Origin of the sequence: Pantoea vagans (assembly GCF_001506165.1) — a bacterium.
In the GTDB taxonomy this organism is placed as follows: domain Bacteria; phylum Pseudomonadota; class Gammaproteobacteria; order Enterobacterales; family Enterobacteriaceae; genus Pantoea; species Pantoea vagans_C.
Window position 1 is genome coordinate 2,865,587 of sequence record NZ_CP011427.1, and the last position, 16,051, is coordinate 2,881,637.

The 16,051-nt window shown below is 54.0% G+C and carries 17 protein-coding genes; 5 read left to right on the top strand and 12 right to left on the bottom strand.

Features of this window, described 5'->3' with window-relative positions:
* Positions 1 to 58: 58 nt before the first annotated feature.
* The 6 genes from tatE to LK04_RS13440 all read right to left on the bottom strand — a co-directional run bounded on the left by tatE (position 59) and on the right by LK04_RS13440 (position 4,762).
* Positions 59 to 262 carry a twin-arginine translocase subunit TatE gene (tatE, locus tag LK04_RS13415; RefSeq protein ID WP_034829040.1) on the bottom strand — a complete coding sequence of 68 codons (204 nt, stop codon included), beginning with the start codon at positions 260 to 262 and terminating at the stop codon, positions 59 to 61.
* 107 nt (positions 263 to 369) lie between these two features.
* The gene (locus LK04_RS13420; protein ID WP_039330531.1) at positions 370 to 1,140 is read right to left on the bottom strand and encodes an amino acid ABC transporter ATP-binding protein; all 771 of its coding nucleotides are present in this window, start codon (positions 1,138 to 1,140) and stop codon (positions 370 to 372) included.
* On the bottom strand, positions 1,137 to 2,099 hold the full coding sequence (locus LK04_RS13425; protein WP_039330532.1) for an amino acid ABC transporter permease: 963 nt from the start codon (positions 2,097 to 2,099) through the stop codon (positions 1,137 to 1,139). Before LK04_RS13425 ends, LK04_RS13420 begins: the two co-directional genes overlap by 4 nt.
* Positions 2,096 to 2,983 (bottom strand): ABC transporter substrate-binding protein, encoded by an 888-nt coding sequence (locus LK04_RS13430; RefSeq protein ID WP_039330533.1) that lies wholly within the window; start codon positions 2,981 to 2,983, stop codon positions 2,096 to 2,098. Before LK04_RS13430 ends, LK04_RS13425 begins: the two co-directional genes overlap by 4 nt.
* A gap of 22 nt (positions 2,984 to 3,005) precedes the next feature.
* The gene (locus tag LK04_RS13435; RefSeq protein ID WP_039330534.1) at positions 3,006 to 3,800 is read right to left on the bottom strand and encodes a deaminated glutathione amidase; all 795 of its coding nucleotides are present in this window, start codon (positions 3,798 to 3,800) and stop codon (positions 3,006 to 3,008) included.
* A gap of 2 nt (positions 3,801 to 3,802) precedes the next feature.
* Complete coding sequence (locus tag LK04_RS13440) at positions 3,803 to 4,762, bottom strand: ABC transporter substrate-binding protein (protein WP_039330535.1); 960 nt, start codon at positions 4,760 to 4,762, stop codon at positions 3,803 to 3,805.
* A 132-nt stretch (positions 4,763 to 4,894) separates the two neighbouring features.
* On the opposite strand from LK04_RS13440, the gene LK04_RS13445 reads away from it, so the two are divergent.
* Positions 4,895 to 6,250, top strand: a complete 1,356-nt coding sequence (locus LK04_RS13445) for a PLP-dependent aminotransferase family protein (RefSeq protein ID WP_039330536.1) — start codon at positions 4,895 to 4,897, stop codon at positions 6,248 to 6,250.
* Here LK04_RS13445 and LK04_RS13450 read toward each other — a convergent pair.
* From LK04_RS13450 to pagP, 3 genes are all read right to left on the bottom strand, one after another.
* Complete coding sequence (locus LK04_RS13450) at positions 6,234 to 6,659, bottom strand: GNAT family N-acetyltransferase (RefSeq protein ID WP_039330537.1); 426 nt, start codon at positions 6,657 to 6,659, stop codon at positions 6,234 to 6,236. The genes LK04_RS13445 and LK04_RS13450 overlap by 17 nt on opposite strands.
* 361 nt (positions 6,660 to 7,020) lie before the next feature.
* Positions 7,021 to 7,230, bottom strand: coding sequence for a transcription antiterminator/RNA stability regulator CspE (gene cspE / locus LK04_RS13455; protein WP_034829024.1), 210 nt, complete (start codon positions 7,228 to 7,230; stop codon positions 7,021 to 7,023).
* Positions 7,231 to 7,380: 150 nt separating this feature from the next.
* Positions 7,381 to 7,953: a lipid IV(A) palmitoyltransferase PagP gene (gene pagP / locus LK04_RS13460; RefSeq protein ID WP_039330538.1), complete on the bottom strand. Its 573-nt coding sequence runs from the start codon at positions 7,951 to 7,953 to the stop codon at positions 7,381 to 7,383.
* 384 nt (positions 7,954 to 8,337) lie between these two features.
* Here pagP and LK04_RS13465 point away from each other — a divergent pair, with 384 nt between their 5' ends.
* The 3 genes from LK04_RS13465 to LK04_RS13475 all read left to right on the top strand — a co-directional run bounded on the left by LK04_RS13465 (position 8,338) and on the right by LK04_RS13475 (position 10,333).
* A complete protein-coding gene (locus LK04_RS13465; RefSeq protein ID WP_039330539.1) occupies positions 8,338 to 8,523 on the top strand; it encodes a hypothetical protein in 186 nt (61 codons plus the stop codon).
* A gap of 374 nt (positions 8,524 to 8,897) precedes the next feature.
* Positions 8,898 to 9,143, top strand: coding sequence for a hypothetical protein (locus LK04_RS13470; RefSeq protein WP_039330540.1), 246 nt, complete (start codon positions 8,898 to 8,900; stop codon positions 9,141 to 9,143).
* Positions 9,144 to 9,250: 107 nt separating this feature from the next.
* Positions 9,251 to 10,333 carry a malate/lactate/ureidoglycolate dehydrogenase gene (locus LK04_RS13475; protein WP_039330590.1) on the top strand — a complete coding sequence of 361 codons (1,083 nt, stop codon included), beginning with the start codon at positions 9,251 to 9,253 and terminating at the stop codon, positions 10,331 to 10,333.
* 42 nt (positions 10,334 to 10,375) lie between these two features.
* Here the strand turns inward: LK04_RS13475 and gntT are convergent, their stop codons facing one another.
* On the bottom strand, positions 10,376 to 11,692 hold the full coding sequence (gntT, locus tag LK04_RS13480; protein ID WP_039330541.1) for a gluconate transporter: 1,317 nt from the start codon (positions 11,690 to 11,692) through the stop codon (positions 10,376 to 10,378).
* Positions 11,693 to 11,977: 285 nt separating this feature from the next.
* Between gntT and LK04_RS13485 the strand changes: the two genes are divergently transcribed.
* A complete protein-coding gene (locus LK04_RS13485) occupies positions 11,978 to 13,129 on the top strand; it encodes an iron-containing alcohol dehydrogenase (protein ID WP_231568850.1) in 1,152 nt (383 codons plus the stop codon).
* Positions 13,130 to 13,160: 31 nt separating this feature from the next.
* On the opposite strand, the gene LK04_RS13490 is transcribed toward LK04_RS13485, so the two are convergent.
* Complete coding sequence (locus tag LK04_RS13490; protein ID WP_039330542.1) at positions 13,161 to 15,083, bottom strand: methyl-accepting chemotaxis protein; 1,923 nt, start codon at positions 15,081 to 15,083, stop codon at positions 13,161 to 13,163.
* Between the two features lie 125 nt (positions 15,084 to 15,208).
* Positions 15,209 to 16,036, bottom strand: coding sequence for a Cof-type HAD-IIB family hydrolase (locus LK04_RS13495; RefSeq protein ID WP_039330543.1), 828 nt, complete (start codon positions 16,034 to 16,036; stop codon positions 15,209 to 15,211).
* Positions 16,037 to 16,051 lie beyond the last annotated feature (15 nt).

Here is a 16,051-nt window from a genome sequence, read left to right on the forward strand (position 1 = left end):
GTCTGGTTTTTTTATTAACGTCATAAATATTTACATTTATATACGTTCGACGTTGGAATTACTCTTTGTGACTGACGCGTTCAGCCGGCGCTTCTTCAGCGGTGCTTTTGGTTGCGGTGGATTCATCGTCTTTCATGGCTTTCTTGAAGCCTTTGATTGCGGAACCCAGATCGCCACCCAGTGAACGTAACTTGTTGGTACCAAACAGCAGTACGATAAGTGCACCGATGATCAGCAGTTTGGCAATGCTGAAACCTTCCATACTTTACCTTTCAACCTTAGCGAAAAACATACATGACTATTAACGCGCAGTTTATCACCTGTCACAAATGGAATCTGTAACAGATTACGATCAACCTGCGCGTGGCACTAAATAAAGCGGCTCAGAAATGCCTGGGTACGCGGATGCTGAGGATTGCCAATCACCTGCTCCGGGCTGCCCTGCTCCACCACCACACCACCATCCATAAACACCACCCTGTCAGCGGCTTCACGCGCAAAACCAATTTCGTGCGTCACCACAATCATGGTCAAGCCCTGGTCTGCCAGCGTTCGCATGGTGGCCAGCACTTCACCCACCAGCTCTGGGTCCAGCGCCGATGTAGGCTCATCAAACAGCATCAGCGCCGGTTTGATCGCCAGTGCACGGGCAATCGCCACACGCTGTTGCTGGCCGCCTGAAAGGTGACGTGGCCAGGCATCGGCTTTATCACTCAAGCCCACGGTTGAAAGCAGCTCTCGCGCATGCTGCAGCACTTCCTGACGCGGATACTTATGCACGCCAATCGGGGCTTCGATAATGTTCTGCATCACCGTCATGTGCGGGTAAAGATTAAACTGCTGAAACACCATGCCGATTTTCTGGCGTTGATGGGCAATCTTGCGTGCCGACAAGCGGTGCAGAATACCGCGCTTCAGCTCGTAACCGATCTGCTCGTCACCCACCATAATCGAGCCCGCATTCATATCTTCCAGATGGTTAATGCAGCGCAGGAAAGTCGATTTACCCGATCCCGAAGGCCCGAGGATCACCACTACCTCGCCCGGAAACACATCCAGATCGATACCCTTCAGTACTTCATTATCGCCATAACTCTTCTGCACATTGCGCGCACGGACCAGCGGCTGAACGTCACTCATACATCCTCCTTCAGTCGGTGTGCGGCGGCGACCGCTTTATCGGTACTGGCAGCACGGCGTTTGTTTATCACCACGGTGCGTTTAGTACCACGTGCGTAGTAACGTTCAATGGCGGACTGGCCCACATTGAGAATCGAAGTGATGAACAGATACCAAATCACTGCCACCATCAGCATCGGGATAATTTCAAAGGTACGGTTATAAACAGCCTGTACAGAATAGAGCAGGTCGCCCATCGCAATCACACTCACCAGCGAGGTGGCTTTGATCATGCTGATCAACTGGTTGCCTGTTGGCGGAATGATCGAGCGCATGGCTTGTGGGATGATGATGCGACGCAGCGCACGGCTGCGGCTCATACCAAATGCCTGGGTGGTTTCCACCTGTCCATTGTCCACTGACAGCAACCCTGCGCGAATGATCTCGGCCATATAAGCCGCCTCATTCAGTGCCAGACCAGCGATCGCAGCCGTTAACGGCGTGATCAGATCGTTGGTATTCCAGTGAGCAAAGGTGATGTCCGTCCAGGGCACGGTGATGGAAATGGACGGAAACAGCGTTGAAAGGTTGTACCAAAAAATCAGCTGCACCAGCAGCGGCGTTCCACGGAAAAACCAGATGTAGAGGGAAGAGATACCACTCAACAACTTGTTATCCGACAGTCGCCACACCCCTAACACCAAACCTAACAGCGTCCCGAGGATCATTGAGACCACCGTCAGGCCCAGCGTCACCTGAAGCCCTTTCATCACCGAGCCTTCAGTGAACCACTGCAGCACCACTTTCCACTCAAAATTGGGATTGGTCGCCACTAACCAGAGAAAGTTAGCAGCAATCACCAGTACCACAATCCAGGAGATCCAGCGCCCATAGGTGGGCGCACTGCGGGCAAAAGCCACATCGCGCTGCTGCACGTCGGCCTTATCCCTGGCTCGCGTATTGTGGTTGAGCGGACTCATTTTGCCGTCCCCTGCGCCAGATTACGTCCCGGCTGCTGCAGAATATTGCCGTCGAGTTTCCATTTTTTCATGATCGCCGCATAAGTGCCGTTGGCAAACAGCTCTTTATAGGCATCCAGCACCACATTGCCCAGCTCGGAGCCTTTCGGCACCACAGTGCCCTGGAAGATATCGCCGAAACCGTTTTTCTGCCCTTTACCCGACAACTCGAGTTGGCCATTCGCCTGCTCGATGAAGTAAGTCAGCGGCGCTTGTGACGAGAAGAATGCGTCGGAACGTTTTGAACGTACCGCCAGAATCGATGACGGCTGGTCGGTGAAGGATTGCACCTGCACCGCTGGTTTGCCCGCAGCCACACAAGCATCGGACTGCTTACGAATCACCTGCTCTGCCGAACCCGCCGCCATCACCGCAATGCGTTTACCGCAGGTGTCCTCAAGACCATTGATCTTCGCTGGGTTGCCCTTCTGCACGCCGAACACCACGAACTCCTGCACGAAGTCGATAAAATCAACTTTCTGCTGGCGGTCCGGATAGTCACCAATCGGGCCAATCGCCATCTGGTAACGACCTGAATTGATGCCTGCCAATACGCCAGACAATCCGCTGACGGTAGCATGTTCAATTTTCACGCCGAGCAGCTGTGCCAGCGCCTCGGTCAGGTCGGCAGACGCGCCATCCATTGAGTGAGGGCCATTCACAATCTCATAGGGAGGGAATGATCCGTTGTTTACCGAAATCATTTTTCCAGCGCTTTTAATCTCAGCAGGCAGACGATCGTGTAAAGCCTGATCAACTTTCTGCGTTGGGATGGCATCCGCTGCCTGAACGACGCTTACGGTCAGGCCCAGAGCCAGCGCGATAGCGGTTGCAAGTGTTTTCATTGGCCAGTTTCCCCAAAGTCTATCAAAGTGGTTTCAATTCAGGACGTGCAAAACGGCGGTTTTCCAGCACCGGTAATACGCTGCGGGCGTAAGCAATGCGTTGTGGATCGAGGTCGGCAAACACCAGCGCGGCAGACTCAGGCGCTTTAGCAATGGCCACACCCAGCGGATCAACCACCAGGCTGTTACCGATGTTGCGCGGGCCACATTCGCCCACGGCCACCATGTAGCAGGTGTTTTCCAGGGCGCGTGCGGTGCAGAGCAACTCCCAGTGCATCTCTTTCAGTGGACCTTTCACCCATGCGGCAGGCAGCACCAGCACGTCTGCGCCATCCAGCACCAGGCGACGCGCCAGCTCCGGGAAACGCACGTCGTAGCAGGTCATCAGGCCCACTTTCATCCCTGCAACTTCAACCAGCGGAGGGATCACATTCCCTGGATTGACGCGCTGAGATTCCTGCATCGCAAAGGCATCGTAGAGGTGTAATTTGTCGTAAGCGGCAATGATTTCGCCGTTACGGATGGCAATCAGCACGTTCAACGCTTTGTTGCCTTCAGTTGGCACGTGCACGCTCATCATGGTGGTTAAGTCATTACCCTTGCTCACCGCCAGCAGTTGCGTCACAAAAGGGCCATCCAGAGGCTGTGCCGCTTTCAGTACCAGGTCTGGGTCGGCAATATCACGCGCCAGCACGCCTTCAGGCAGTACCAGCAAATCTGCGCCACCCGCCAGCGCATTGTTCATCAGACCGATGCAAATATCGGTGTTTTCCTGCCATTCACGGCTGACAGCAAACTGTCCCATTGCAACTTTCATCATCACTCCCCTTTCGCGACGGCCGGGAAAATCGCTTCCGGCGTCAGCAATGTTTTGGTTAAGCCTTGTTGGAACAGCTCGTTGGCAAAATCGGCGATCATCTTTTTGTTAGTTGAGAATCCGTTTTGATTCCAGTCGGCCGGTAATTCCTGCGCGGTACGTCGCAAATCATCCAGCAACCACGGCGTGGTATCCGCATACTTCTCACGTTTCTTCATCCACATCTGGTACGACCGATCGATAATCTCGCTTAAGGCCTGTGGCAACCAGGGATGCGCTTCTGCCAACGCCGGTTTCATCGCCAAAATGTGAATGCCAGGCACATAACCAACGCGGTTAAAGTAGTCGCGCTCGGCAGTGGCAAAGTCGGCCTGCAGCTGACGTAAACCGGAGTCTTTCAGGAAGAAGCCCTCAGGCATAAACGGCGTGAATACCGCATCCAACTCGCCCGCTTTCAGCAGGTCGATCAGCGGTCGCTCACCCGGAGCAGGCTCGATGCGGCCCGGACGGCCAAAGCCCGCCAGACGGTCCACAATCGGGTGATCTTCGGTCAAACGGCCTGCAAACCAGTAGGCATCATCAATTTCCACACCCGCTTCACGCAGTACGGTACGCGTCCAGGTATTGCCGGAATCCTGCCATCCCGTGACACCAATCTTTTTGCCTTTTAGCTGTGCAGGCGTGGTGATGGGGCTGTCAGCGGTGGTGATAATGCAGCGCTGACGAAAGCCCCGCATCAGGAAGTGCGGCAGGCCCAGCAACGCGTAGTCACCTCTGGCACATGCCTGAGCATAGCGGCTGAAGGAGACTTCACCCGCATCGTATTTGTCGCTGGTTGCGAGGTTATCGACCAGCGTACCTACGCGGTCAATCTCCAGCGTAAAGCCTTCTGGTTTGATATCGCCGAGTGCTAGCGGGGTAAAATAATCCCAGTCACGCACCGCCAGTCTGATGGTTACCATATCTGTACTTCCCCGTTTTCTGCCAGCCAAGGCATTGTTTATTTTTTAATCAAATAGTGCTTGAAATTGAGTCTAAAACGCGAATACTAATCTGAACAATCAATTCTTTGTTACTGAACAAATGATTTTCTTATGACGCAAAATGTAGATGTAGAGTGGCTTAGCCAACAGATTGATGACGCTTCGGTGAAGGGGATTACTCACGCCACTTCAACTCTGATTCGTGACGGGGAAATCGCGGTGGGTATGCAGATGCCGGCGGTACGTGAACTGGCAGAACGGTTGGGCGTCAGCCCGGCAACCGTATCTGCTGCCTGGGCGCAGTTGAAGAAGCAGAAAGTGCTGGCGGGAAAAGGTCGCAGTGGTGTCTGGGTCTGTGGCAACAGCGTGCTGCCCCGCCCGATTCGCTTTGAAAAAATTGGCAATTACGGTGAAAACATTAAAGCGTCACTGGCGATGGCGTCGCCGGACCCTGCGCTGCTACCGGACCTCAGACAGGCGATGCTGGCGGGCATTACCTCAACCGATCTCAACAGCTATCAACGTGAGGCGATCTCGCCGCAGTTACAGGCTGCGATCCAGCCGCGCTGGCCCTATCCGGCACAGGCCTGGCTCGCCACCGATGGCGGATTTGATGCCATGAACCTGATCGTGCAAACCTTGCTGTCGCCTGGCGATCGGGTCATCATCGAAGATCCGACTGCCACACGCCTGTTGGATATGCTGGATAATATCGGCGCAGAAATTTTACCGCTGCCCTGTGACGAGCAAGGCCCACTGCCTGCCGTATTAACCACGCATCTGCAAAAGTCACCGGCCATGTTTATCTATCAGCCGCGCACCCATTCAGCAACAGGGCACAGTGTCACCCAGCGCCGCAGCGCCGAACTGGCCCGCGTGTTGGCAAACAGCAACATCCTGATTGTGGAGGATGACGGCATCGGCGACCTGTCACGCTGGCCGGTCTGGAGCCTGGGCTTTCACTTCCCGGAACGCGTTATCCACGTCCACTCGTTCTCCAAAGCCTATGGCCCGGATCTCCGGCTGGCAGTGCTGTCCGGTACGGCAGATATGGTGAAACGATTACAGTCATGGCGTAACTTTGGCGTGAGCTGGACCAGTCGAATTTTGCAAGACGCCGTGGCATGGATGCTGACTGATGACACCACGCAACGGTGCATCCAGCAGGCAAAAACCGCCTATGCACAGCGCCGCCAACAGCTGCTCGCGGCACTGGCGGCTCGTGGAATGGTGCTGGAAGAGCGTGATGGGCTCAGTGTTCTGATTCCGGTGGAGTCAGAACAGTACGCGATGATTACCTTAGCTGCACGTGGCATTGCCGTGCTGCCCGGTGAGCGCTGTAGCATTAACAGTCGGCAATTTATTCGCGTCAGCGCCGCGTTATTGCCGTTCGAACAACTGGACAGCATCGCAGACGCTATCGTCATCGCCTCAGGTCGAGAACTGAAAACTACCCCAGATCTTTGATGTGATAGCGGGGTGACTCTACATAGCCTTCTCGCGAGTAAAACTGATTCGCTTTAAGGCGCGATGAATGGCAATGCACTTCCATGCGGTCGCATCCGCGTTTTATCGCCAGCTGCTCAGCGTGATTGAGCAGCTGCTGCCCACTGCCTTTGCTGCGTTCGCCCTCGGCAATGCAGAAATAGCTAATACGCGCGAAGTCGCCAGAGAGGGCCAGTTGTGGAATGAAATGCAGTGACAGAAAGCCCAACACCTGATTGCCATGCTCCGCCACCAGCAATATCTCATCGGGATGGCTACACAATTGGGCCAGACGTGAATCAATAAATTTTTCCGTGCCGCTGTAACCCAACTCCGTTAACAGCGCACTCAGCGCAAAACTGTCTTTTGCTTGTGCCTGACGTATGTTCATCCTGCCTCCTCATGAGTCCCTGACTGCAGTTATATAGCGTTGTTCAGCAAAAAGCTGCAAGTAAGGATTGTTATGAGAATGTTACTGGGATTATCTGTGAGATACGCCGCAGAATGTGCCTTGTCATCGGAGTGTCACGGCAATTTAAGGTTGGCTTAACCTGGCTTTGCCATGCTGGAGGAAATGAATTTCCGAGGCATAAGCCATGAAAAATTTAGTCCCACGTACGTTGAATGAACTTATCGCTACCAGCGTCGCGATCGCTGCCGTGCTGGCCTATGCGCACACCTGGTGGCAGATGTAAAATTAAGGCGAAAAAAAACCCGCCATTAGGCGGGTTTTCAGAATTCTAACTGTTAACTTACAGAGCGATAACGTTAGCAGCAGATGGGCCTTTAGCGCCGTCAGTGATTTCGAACTCTACACGCTGACCTTCAGCCAGAGTTTTGAAACCATTGCTCATGATTGCAGAGAAGTGTACGAATACATCTTTGCTGCCATCTTCTGGAGTAATGAAACCGAAGCCTTTCGACTCATTAAACCACTTAACGTTACCTTTGATCTTGGACATCTATATTACCTTTACATGAAAAATGGACACTAAACTGTGTCGACGTGTAGTACAGCAATTGCGGTGACATTTGTCCAGCGCGAATTGATGAAAAAGTGATAAATATTGATTTTTTCCACCTTCTTCACACTTTCTGACGCTCTTCACCGTTCAAAACTGGAATCTTAGCCAGGCAAAATAGACATTACCATTGTTATAAGTGCCTGGAATATAAGTCATTTGGAAAGTAGCTGGTCCGTATCCGATTGATGCTAATGGTAAAATCAACGGAACCGGAATATAGCGCCAGTTATCTCTCGCCGTCACACCTGCGGTGTACCCTGCCCCGATGTGGAAGTTCTGATCATCAAGCGGACGCCAGGTCGCCTCCCAACCGTATCCTGCAATGGGCTCCCACTTGTTAAACGAGTCCTTGAACACCATCGCATACAGACCGTGCCAGTTCCCTTTTTCGTCCCAGCGAGAAACACCACCCCCGGCGCCCCACGGCCGCTCATTGTATTTATTGATGTGCTCGTCATCATATGCCAAACGGTTATGCCAGGTGATAGCGGGCAGATAAAAGTCATCATTTTGCGGTTGCTCCCACGTCTTGACCGCATTGCTACTGAAGGTATTCCAACCTGATTCAAGGGTTTGTGACAGGGTCGCTGCGGGTGTCGATTGCGTGATCATCAAGATCAAAATGCCACTCATTAGAGTGGTAAAAACAGTCCGATTCACAAAAAAATTCCCGTAAGATCTTCTGCCGGCAGCAACTCATTTCCATCCTGGCAATGCTGCCGTTTTTCAACATCAAGATCGGGAAAGGTATGCAAATAAGAGCTTAAAAGCTCCAGGTTATGTCTGGATTATCCGGCTCACTATGAGGAAATTTTAGAGGGCGCATCAGCCATAATTACGCGCACAAGCGGCAGCATTTTCATGGTTAGCAGGTGCAAAAAATGCACACTACCCGTGATAGTTACTTAAGGACATAAGTTAATATTCAGCCACTTATCGCAGGTCATTTACATCGTAAACAAATTAATTAAATTTATGAATTGAACTCACAGGATGAATGAGATAAATCTCATCTTTCCAGGAAGGAGAGAGGGGAAAATTGAGATGACCATTCGCTGTAGCCACTGCGGTTGCGTAAAATTCTTCTTCACGTTGCCAAAGCGTGAAAATAACAGTGCACCTCGTCACCATGGGGCTTGCTGTGCGGGCTGTGGCAAGCCAATTAATCAGCAAGATTTGCATCCGCCGCTGGTCACCTATGACGAGTGGACCGCATCGCGCGCCGAATAAACTCAACAGGCACCCAAAGGTGCCTGTTAGTGTTAGAAAATCAGTTTAAACACGCCAGTAATCGTCAACAGTCCCACAATAAAGATGATGGCAATGATCCACAGGATTATTTTCATTATTCGCTCCTTCAGTGATGAAAAATAACGCGTCTCCATTCCAGTATAGATGATCATTCTGAGTTCGCTGCCGGGTGCGAGCCGGGTCACGTCTTGTCGGCGTTGTTATTTCACTTCAATTAAATTTCTGCGAGACCGGTCGCAGGTCGTGATTTTACCCCCTCGCCTGACCGCACAAGGTCCCTCTGCGCTGTCTAAACTTACAGCGCCTCTAGCAGGCCTCAATTGTTATCACTGCCTACGTAACAAGGAGATCTTATGAGCACGATTAATACCAGCATGGGGCGTTACAGCCTGAAGGCAAAGGATTATGGCAACCACATCAGTGGCAGTATTGCCATTAATGATGAGGGTGGCACACAGCTCACCATGCAAGAGTTTGAAGAGCACTACCTTGACGATGTCGTCAATAATGTCATTTATCCTGTCACGGGTGGGAACCGTGAAATTACCCGCGCTTTGCGTGAACAAATGGTTAAAGCCGGCTTTGAACAGCCGCACTAAGATTTTGGGCCACGCTTTGTGGCCCTTTGCTTTTAAAACACTTACTTGCGGTTATTAATACTTTCGGCGCAGGATGCCTGATTAATGATGACATGGAGATTAACCGCGTGAGTGCCCTCTATCGTATTCCCCCTTCCCAGTTGCATCAGTTTGTCCAGGCCATTTGGTTGCACGCAGGCAGCAGCGCTGAAGAGTCGCGTCTGGTTGCCGATCACCTGGTCGCCGCGAATCTGGCAGGCCACGACTCACATGGCGTCGGCATGATCCCCAGCTATATGAACTCCCTGTCCCAGGGTTTTCTGCAGCTTAACCAGCACGCCACCATCGAAAAAGATGCGGGTGCCGTTATCACGCTGCACGGCCACAACGGATTCGGTCAGGTTGCAGCGCACGAGGCCATGCAGCACGGTATTGAGCGAGCAGCGAAGTTGGGTATTGCGGCGGTTGGGCTGCATCACTCGCACCATATCGGCCGTATTGGTCACTGGGCGGAACAGTGCGCGGCGGCGGGGTTTGTCTCCTTCCATTTCGTCAATGTGATGGGTGATCCCATGGTTGCGCCGTTTAATGGCAGCGACCGTCGTTTCGGCACCAATCCGTTCTGCGCCATCTTCCCACGTCGTGACGCCAAACCGCTGCTGCTCGATTTCGCCACCAGCGGCATTGCTTATGGCAAAACACGCGTGGCCTGGAATAAAGACCAGCAGGTCGCGCCGGGTTATTTAATCGATCATCAGGGTCAGCCCACCACGGAACCAGGTGTGATGCATCAAGCCCCCTATGGCTCGCTGATGCCGTTTGGCCTGCATAAAGGCTATGCACTGGCGACCATGTGCGAGATTCTTGGCGGTGCGCTTTCCGGTGGCCGCACCACCCACGATGCCACCCTGGTCAGCAGCCATGATGCTATTTTCAACTGCATGACCACGATTATCGTCAATCCCGAGGCGTTCGATGCCCCTGCGATGCAGGAAGAGGCGGAATCTTTCCTTGAGTGGGTGAAACGTTCACCGCAAAGCGGTGATGCACCGATTCAGGTTCCGGGCGAATGGGAAGAGCAGAACCGCGTTGATCGCGATCGTGATGGCATCCCACTGGATAGCAATAGCTGGGAGCAAATCTGCGCGGCTGCACTTAGCGCAGGGATGCCCGAAGAGGAGTTAGCGGCCTTCCGTGCCCTGGCACAGTAGACCGCTGGCATGAGGCTGAGGTGCAATACCTCAGCCTTGCATTTAGATCACATTCGCGAGCAGCAGACAGCCCACCAAACCGCACACCGAAATAATGGTTTCCAGCGCCGACCACGAGCGAATGGTTTCACCAATCGTCAGGTTGAAATACTCCTTGAACAGCCAGAAGCCGGGATCGTTAACGTGCGAGAAGATCACGCTGCCGGAACCCACCGCAATCACCATCAGTTCTGGGCTGGCGCCGCTAGTGACAATCAACGGTGCGACGATGCCGCCTGCGGTAATCGCTGCTACCGTTGCAGAACCCAGCGCAATACGCAGCACAGCGGCAATCGACCACGCCATAAAGATCGGCGAGACGTTGGTTTCATGCATCATGCTGGCGATATATTTATCCACGCCGCTGTCCACCAGCACCTGCTTGAATGCGCCACCACCACCAATGATCAACAGCATCATGGCAATGATTTTGATCGAATCGGTAATGGTGCCCATCACTTCATCCATGCTGCGGCCGCGGTTCAGACCGAAGGTGAAGATGGCGATTAACACCGCGATCAGCGTTGCCATGATCGGGTCACCGAAGAACTCGGCATACGGCAATAACAGGTGCCCTTTTGGCAACACCATTTCGGCCACTGCGCGCAGCGCCATCAGAATCACCGGAACCAGTGCAGTTCCCACGCTGACGCCGAAACCTGGCATTTCCGCTTCAGTAAAGGTTTTCGGGTTCCACAGTCCTTCAGGGATCGGCTTGTCGATGCCTTTCAAGAAACGCGCATAAACCGGACCGGCAAGAATCACCGTTGGGATACCTAACAGCGTGCCGTACAGCAGCGTTTTACCCATATCGGCATTAAACAGCGTGGCAATCGCCGTTGGACCCGGATGCGGAGGCAGGAAACCGTGCGTTACAGACAACGCGGCCGCCATCGGCACGCCAACAAAGAGTAACGGGACTCGCGCTGAGGCTGCCACGCTGAACACCAGCGGCAACATCAACACAAAACCGACTTCATAGAACAGTGCGAACCCCACGGTAAACCCGGTCAGCACCAGTGCCCATTGAATATGCTTCGGGCCAAATTTGTCGATCAGCGTGGTGGCGATACGTTGCGCCCCGCCGCAATCCGCCAGCAGTTTGCCCAGCATGGCACCGAAGCCCATGATCAGCGCCAGGCTGCCTAATGTGCCACCGACACCGGCTTTGATTGATCCAATCACTTTATTGACTGGCATTCCTTGCATCATGCCCACCGCCAACGCGACCAGGATCAGCGCAATAAACCCGTTGAGTCTGAAACGGATCATCAGCAGCAGCAGTAATGCGACGCCAATCGCCACATAGAGTAATGGCATAATTTTTCTCCACTTTTGCGTACGACGAGAAGTCGGCAGCGGTTTGTTTTTGGTTATCCCAGAGGACTTTGAATTTCACGACATCTGCGCCTGGCGTTAAGTCGCTTACGCAATGTTACGGGTATCATGTTAAGGGTAACATTGCGCACAAAGCATCAGATGCGGCGGCGGAATTTCTGTTTTGCGAAGGTGATCAACTTTTTGCCTGGTGGTTATCAGAATGTTTGCCACGGGGACGTCACGGCTTTTGGTTACACTAGATGATTCACGCCATTCAAAAAGGACATGCAGGTGAGTGAGAATCTGATCGCGTTGTACAGTAATCAACAAACCCTGTTTGGTCGCGGTAGCATTGACCGCCTGGTGCCGCTGTTAGCGGCCAATCCCCAACCCACACTGCTGTTTTGTGGTCGCTCATTTCTTAACGGCCCGGCCTGGCAACGGCTGGGTGCCGCGCTAAATGACCAGATTTTGGGTTACGAGATTGTCAGCCATGAAGCCTCGCCCGATGAAATCGATGCGTGGGTTAACCGCTGGCGCGGTCACGTTGATCGTGTGGTCGCGATAGGCGGCGGTAGCGTGTTGGATGCGGCAAAAGCGTTCAGTGCCATGATGCAGCATCCGCTGAATACCGCGCGCTATCTGGAAAAAGTGGGGGATACCGCCGTTCAGGCCATCACGCTGCCTTTGATTGCCATCCCGACCACCGCAGGGACCGGCAGCGAAGCGACGCAAAATGCCGTGGTGACCGATCAACAGCATATTCAGGTTAAAGCGTCGCTGCGCCATCCGGTGTTTGTGCCGCATGTCGCGATTCTCGATCCTGATTTGTTAAAAGGTGCGCCCGATAGCGTGCTCGCGACCTGCGCCATTGACGCTTTTACCCACTTGTTCGAAGCGTACCTGTCACGTAAAGGGAATCTCTTCACCCAGCAAACCGCACTGAGCGGCCTGCGGTTGTTCTTTACAGCCTGGCCGAACCTGAACCGTGACGACCAGCAAGGTGACGAAGCACGTGAAGCGATGATGATGGCCTCCTGGCTTGGCGGCGTTTGCCTGAGCAGTGCAGGATTGGGTGTGATCCACGGGATCGCAGGTGAACTGGGCGCGATTAAGCCGTTCCATCACGGTGAAGTGTGTGGTCGCTTACTGTTCCCGTTCCTTGATGTGCTGGCCGAAAGTGAAAATGACGATCAACAGCGTCTGATGGCGCAGTTAGGTCAAGCGCTGTTGCCAGAGGATCCGGCTCCCCCTGCGCTGGCACTCAAAGCCTGGTTACAACAGCACGCGATTGTGCCGTTCTGGCAGGAGGGCCCGACGCTGAGTGCCACCGAAGTGGACTGGATTGTGGCACGCGCCAACAGTAAAAATGGCTGGGTGAGTTACGATGCCCCAACCCTGACCGAGATGATCGCCGCCGCATGGCGCGTGGTTTGATAAAGCGGGCGGCCTGAAGGCCGCCTACGAACTACACCACCTTAAACATGGAAATCTCTTGCGCCAGCTGCGCGGCTTCATCACGCAAGGCTTGGGTATTCTCCGCCGTTTGCGTCACTAACATCAGGTTCTGCTGAATGCCCCGCTCCATTTGCGAAACCGCCAGCGTCACCTCCGCAATCCCTTTGCTCTGCTCATCCCCCGCGACGCGCATTTCGCTGACCACCTGCTTCACCTTATGCACATCACCGACCAACTGCGTCAATTGCTGGCCCGCGCCCTGCACCAGCTTACTGCCCGCCAGCACGTTGCTGTCCGAATCAGCGATCAGCGCTTTAATCTCCTGCGCCGCCGTGGCACTGCGCTGCGCCAGCGCGCGCACTTCCGAGGCCACCACCGCAAAACCTCTGCCCTGTTCACCCGCGCGCGCCGCTTCAACCGCTGCGTTCAGCGCCAGAATATTGGTCTGGAACGCAATGCTGTCGATTACCGTCAGGATCTCCGCCACGCGGCGTGAGGAAGATTGAATCGAGCCCATGGTGCTCACCACTTCACTCATCACCTCACTGCTGCTGCGCGCGATACTGGCGGTTTGCTCCGCCGCCGCATCGGCAAGCCGGGTGTTTTCGGCGTTCTGCTGCACGGTGGCGTTAAGCTGCTCCATCGCGGCGGCACTCTGTTCCAGTGCAGCGGCCTGTTCAGCAATCTTTTCGGATAAGGCGTAATTACTCTGCGCCAGGCCCGAAGCATTGGCGGCAACGGTTTCACCGCTTCCCTGCACGCGGGAAATTACGCCAGCAATTTTATCAACAAAGCTGTTAAAGGCTTCGGCGATATCCGCTAACTCATCACGTCCGCTTTTGGTTAAACGGCGCGTCAGGTCACCATCACCGTGGGCAATGGCGTCCAGCGCCACGTGTGTCGCTTTCAAACGCTGTCCAATACGTTGGGTAAACATCCAGGTGAGCAACAGCAGCACAATCATCGCCGGGATCAGGAAGGTGAAGATGTCGCGCATCATGGTACGCGCCAGACCGCTGACCACACTTTCCGGCGTCACCAATCCCACCACCCAGCCGGTGCCTGGCATGCGGAACAGCGTCACCTGTGCGCGGGTGTGGAGATAATCATCGGCAAAATCCGACATTTTTTGCACGTCACCTGCACCTTTAAGCTGGCTAATTTGCTCTGCCAGAGGCGCAAGCCACGCTGATTTCTCGGTCAGGCTTTTCAGGGTGCTCAAGGTCTTTAAATCCTGACCTGGGTAATAGAGCAGATTCCCTGCGCTATCCAGCGCAAACGCGTAACCGCCTGTGACCTGTCCTTTTTGCTGCATAAAGCCCGCCAGGTTATCCAGTTGCACATCCAGAGTCGCGACCCCGGCAAACCGGTCCCCAGCCACATAAGGCACGCTGCAGGTCACCATTTTTACGCCGGACACCGGATCCTGATAAACCTCAGACCAGCCGCAGCGATCGCGCGCCGAACTGCGCACGGCGCTATACCAACTCTCTTGTTGATAGGGATTCCCCTCCGGCTGGTTATAACCATCCGAATAGGCCAGCGAGCCATCGTTCTGTCGCGCCCAGAAAAAACTGCGACGCTGCACGCCGGGGGTAAAGGCGTCCGGTTCCGGCCACACGCCGCCGCCCGCGATGGTTTTATCGCCGCTGCTGTTGATAATCTGCGGGAAACTCAGCTGCCAGAGTGTGGCATCGTGCGGCAGGACTTCTGCCAGACGCGCCATACTGACGGCTTCGCCTTCGATGCGTACCAGTTGCTGATTCAATTGACTGACAAGGTTGTTGCCGGCCTGCTCAATCAGCGTATGGCTGGCTTCGATGACACGCGGCTGACCGCGTAACATCAATACGGAGAACACCACTGCGGTAGTAACACAAAGCAATAACAGGCCGCCCAACGTCATGCGGGCAGCCAAACGGGTTGGCAACATAATTTATCCTTACTTACCGACTGCATTTTCGATTGAGATAAGAAACTGCCGCTCAGCGGCGAATTGTGCGTTCCGTCACAATCGAGTATCGGCAAAGTCAGGAATAGCTTAAGGCTGCATGACGATTAAATGACAAAGGGTGACTTGCCCGCCAGCATCTGCTCAATCACCTGCAGCACGCCCTCTTGGTTATTGTTGGGAGCCTCAAAGCGCGACGCGTCTTTAACTTTCTGCGGCGCATTCGCCATGGCAAAGCTAAAACCGGATTGCTGCAGCATCTCCAGATCGTTGCCGCCATCGCCGAACACAAGAATCTCACTGCGATCGATGCCCCAGCGTTTGCCCAGCAGATCGAGTCCATGGCCTTTGTGATTGCCCGGCACGATTAAATCCACCGATCCGTGACCGCTGGATGTCGCCGCAGCCGAACCCTGATGCAGGCGCTCAATGTCCGCCATTAGCGGCTCAACGTATTCATCAGACAGGTTAAGGGCAAACTTGAAGAGTTTGTCATCGCCGACCTCATCGAGGCTGCGAATCGGCTTCAGACGATGGCAGTAGTGACGCATTTTGACCAGCCAGCTCTCTTCGATACCCTCAAAGTAGTAAGCGCTGTCGCGTCCACACAGAATGTAGCGCAGTTCTGGATAGTGTCCGTTGTGCAGGGTATCGAGCACCGCGTCAATGTCCGCGCGTGAGAACGAGCCGCAGAACAACTCTTCGTCGCAGTCGATGATCCACGCGCCGTTTTCGGCCACGAAAGCAATTTCACTGGAGATGTCGGGGAAGAAGGATTTGAGCTGGTAATACTGGTTGCCGCTGGCGACCACAAATTTGATGCCGCGCCGTTTCATTTCCTGATAACAGGCCTGAAAACGTGCCCGGTTGTACTGTTTTTTATCGTCGAGGAAGGTGCCGTCCTTATCCACCGCCACCATTTTTACCACGGTCATCATGACTCCTTAGCG

Coding starts and splice junctions, on each gene's coding strand:
- LK04_RS13470 (WP_039330540.1), top strand. CDS start 8,898: ATGAGCACGATTAATACCAGCATGGGGCGTTACAGCCTGAAGGCAAAG.
- LK04_RS13490 (WP_039330542.1), bottom strand. CDS start 15,083: ATGTTGCCAACCCGTTTGGCTGCCCGCATGACGTTGGGCGGCCTGTTA.
- gntT (WP_039330541.1), bottom strand. CDS start 11,692: ATGCCATTACTCTATGTGGCGATTGGCGTCGCATTACTGCTGCTGCTG.
- LK04_RS13450 (WP_039330537.1), bottom strand. CDS start 6,659: ATGAACATACGTCAGGCACAAGCAAAAGACAGTTTTGCGCTGAGTGCG.
- LK04_RS13435 (WP_039330534.1), bottom strand. CDS start 3,800: ATGAAAGTTGCAATGGGACAGTTTGCTGTCAGCCGTGAATGGCAGGAA.
- LK04_RS13445 (WP_039330536.1), top strand. CDS start 4,895: ATGACGCAAAATGTAGATGTAGAGTGGCTTAGCCAACAGATTGATGAC.
- LK04_RS13495 (WP_039330543.1), bottom strand. CDS start 16,036: ATGACCGTGGTAAAAATGGTGGCGGTGGATAAGGACGGCACCTTCCTC.
- LK04_RS13440 (WP_039330535.1), bottom strand. CDS start 4,762: ATGGTAACCATCAGACTGGCGGTGCGTGACTGGGATTATTTTACCCCG.
- LK04_RS13485 (WP_231568850.1), top strand. CDS start 11,978: ATGCAGGTGAGTGAGAATCTGATCGCGTTGTACAGTAATCAACAAACC.
- tatE (WP_034829040.1), bottom strand. CDS start 262: ATGGAAGGTTTCAGCATTGCCAAACTGCTGATCATCGGTGCACTTATC.
- LK04_RS13420 (WP_039330531.1), bottom strand. CDS start 1,140: ATGAGTGACGTTCAGCCGCTGGTCCGTGCGCGCAATGTGCAGAAGAGT.
- LK04_RS13465 (WP_039330539.1), top strand. CDS start 8,338: ATGACCATTCGCTGTAGCCACTGCGGTTGCGTAAAATTCTTCTTCACG.
- LK04_RS13430 (WP_039330533.1), bottom strand. CDS start 2,983: ATGAAAACACTTGCAACCGCTATCGCGCTGGCTCTGGGCCTGACCGTA.
- cspE (WP_034829024.1), bottom strand. CDS start 7,230: ATGTCCAAGATCAAAGGTAACGTTAAGTGGTTTAATGAGTCGAAAGGC.
- LK04_RS13425 (WP_039330532.1), bottom strand. CDS start 2,099: ATGAGTCCGCTCAACCACAATACGCGAGCCAGGGATAAGGCCGACGTG.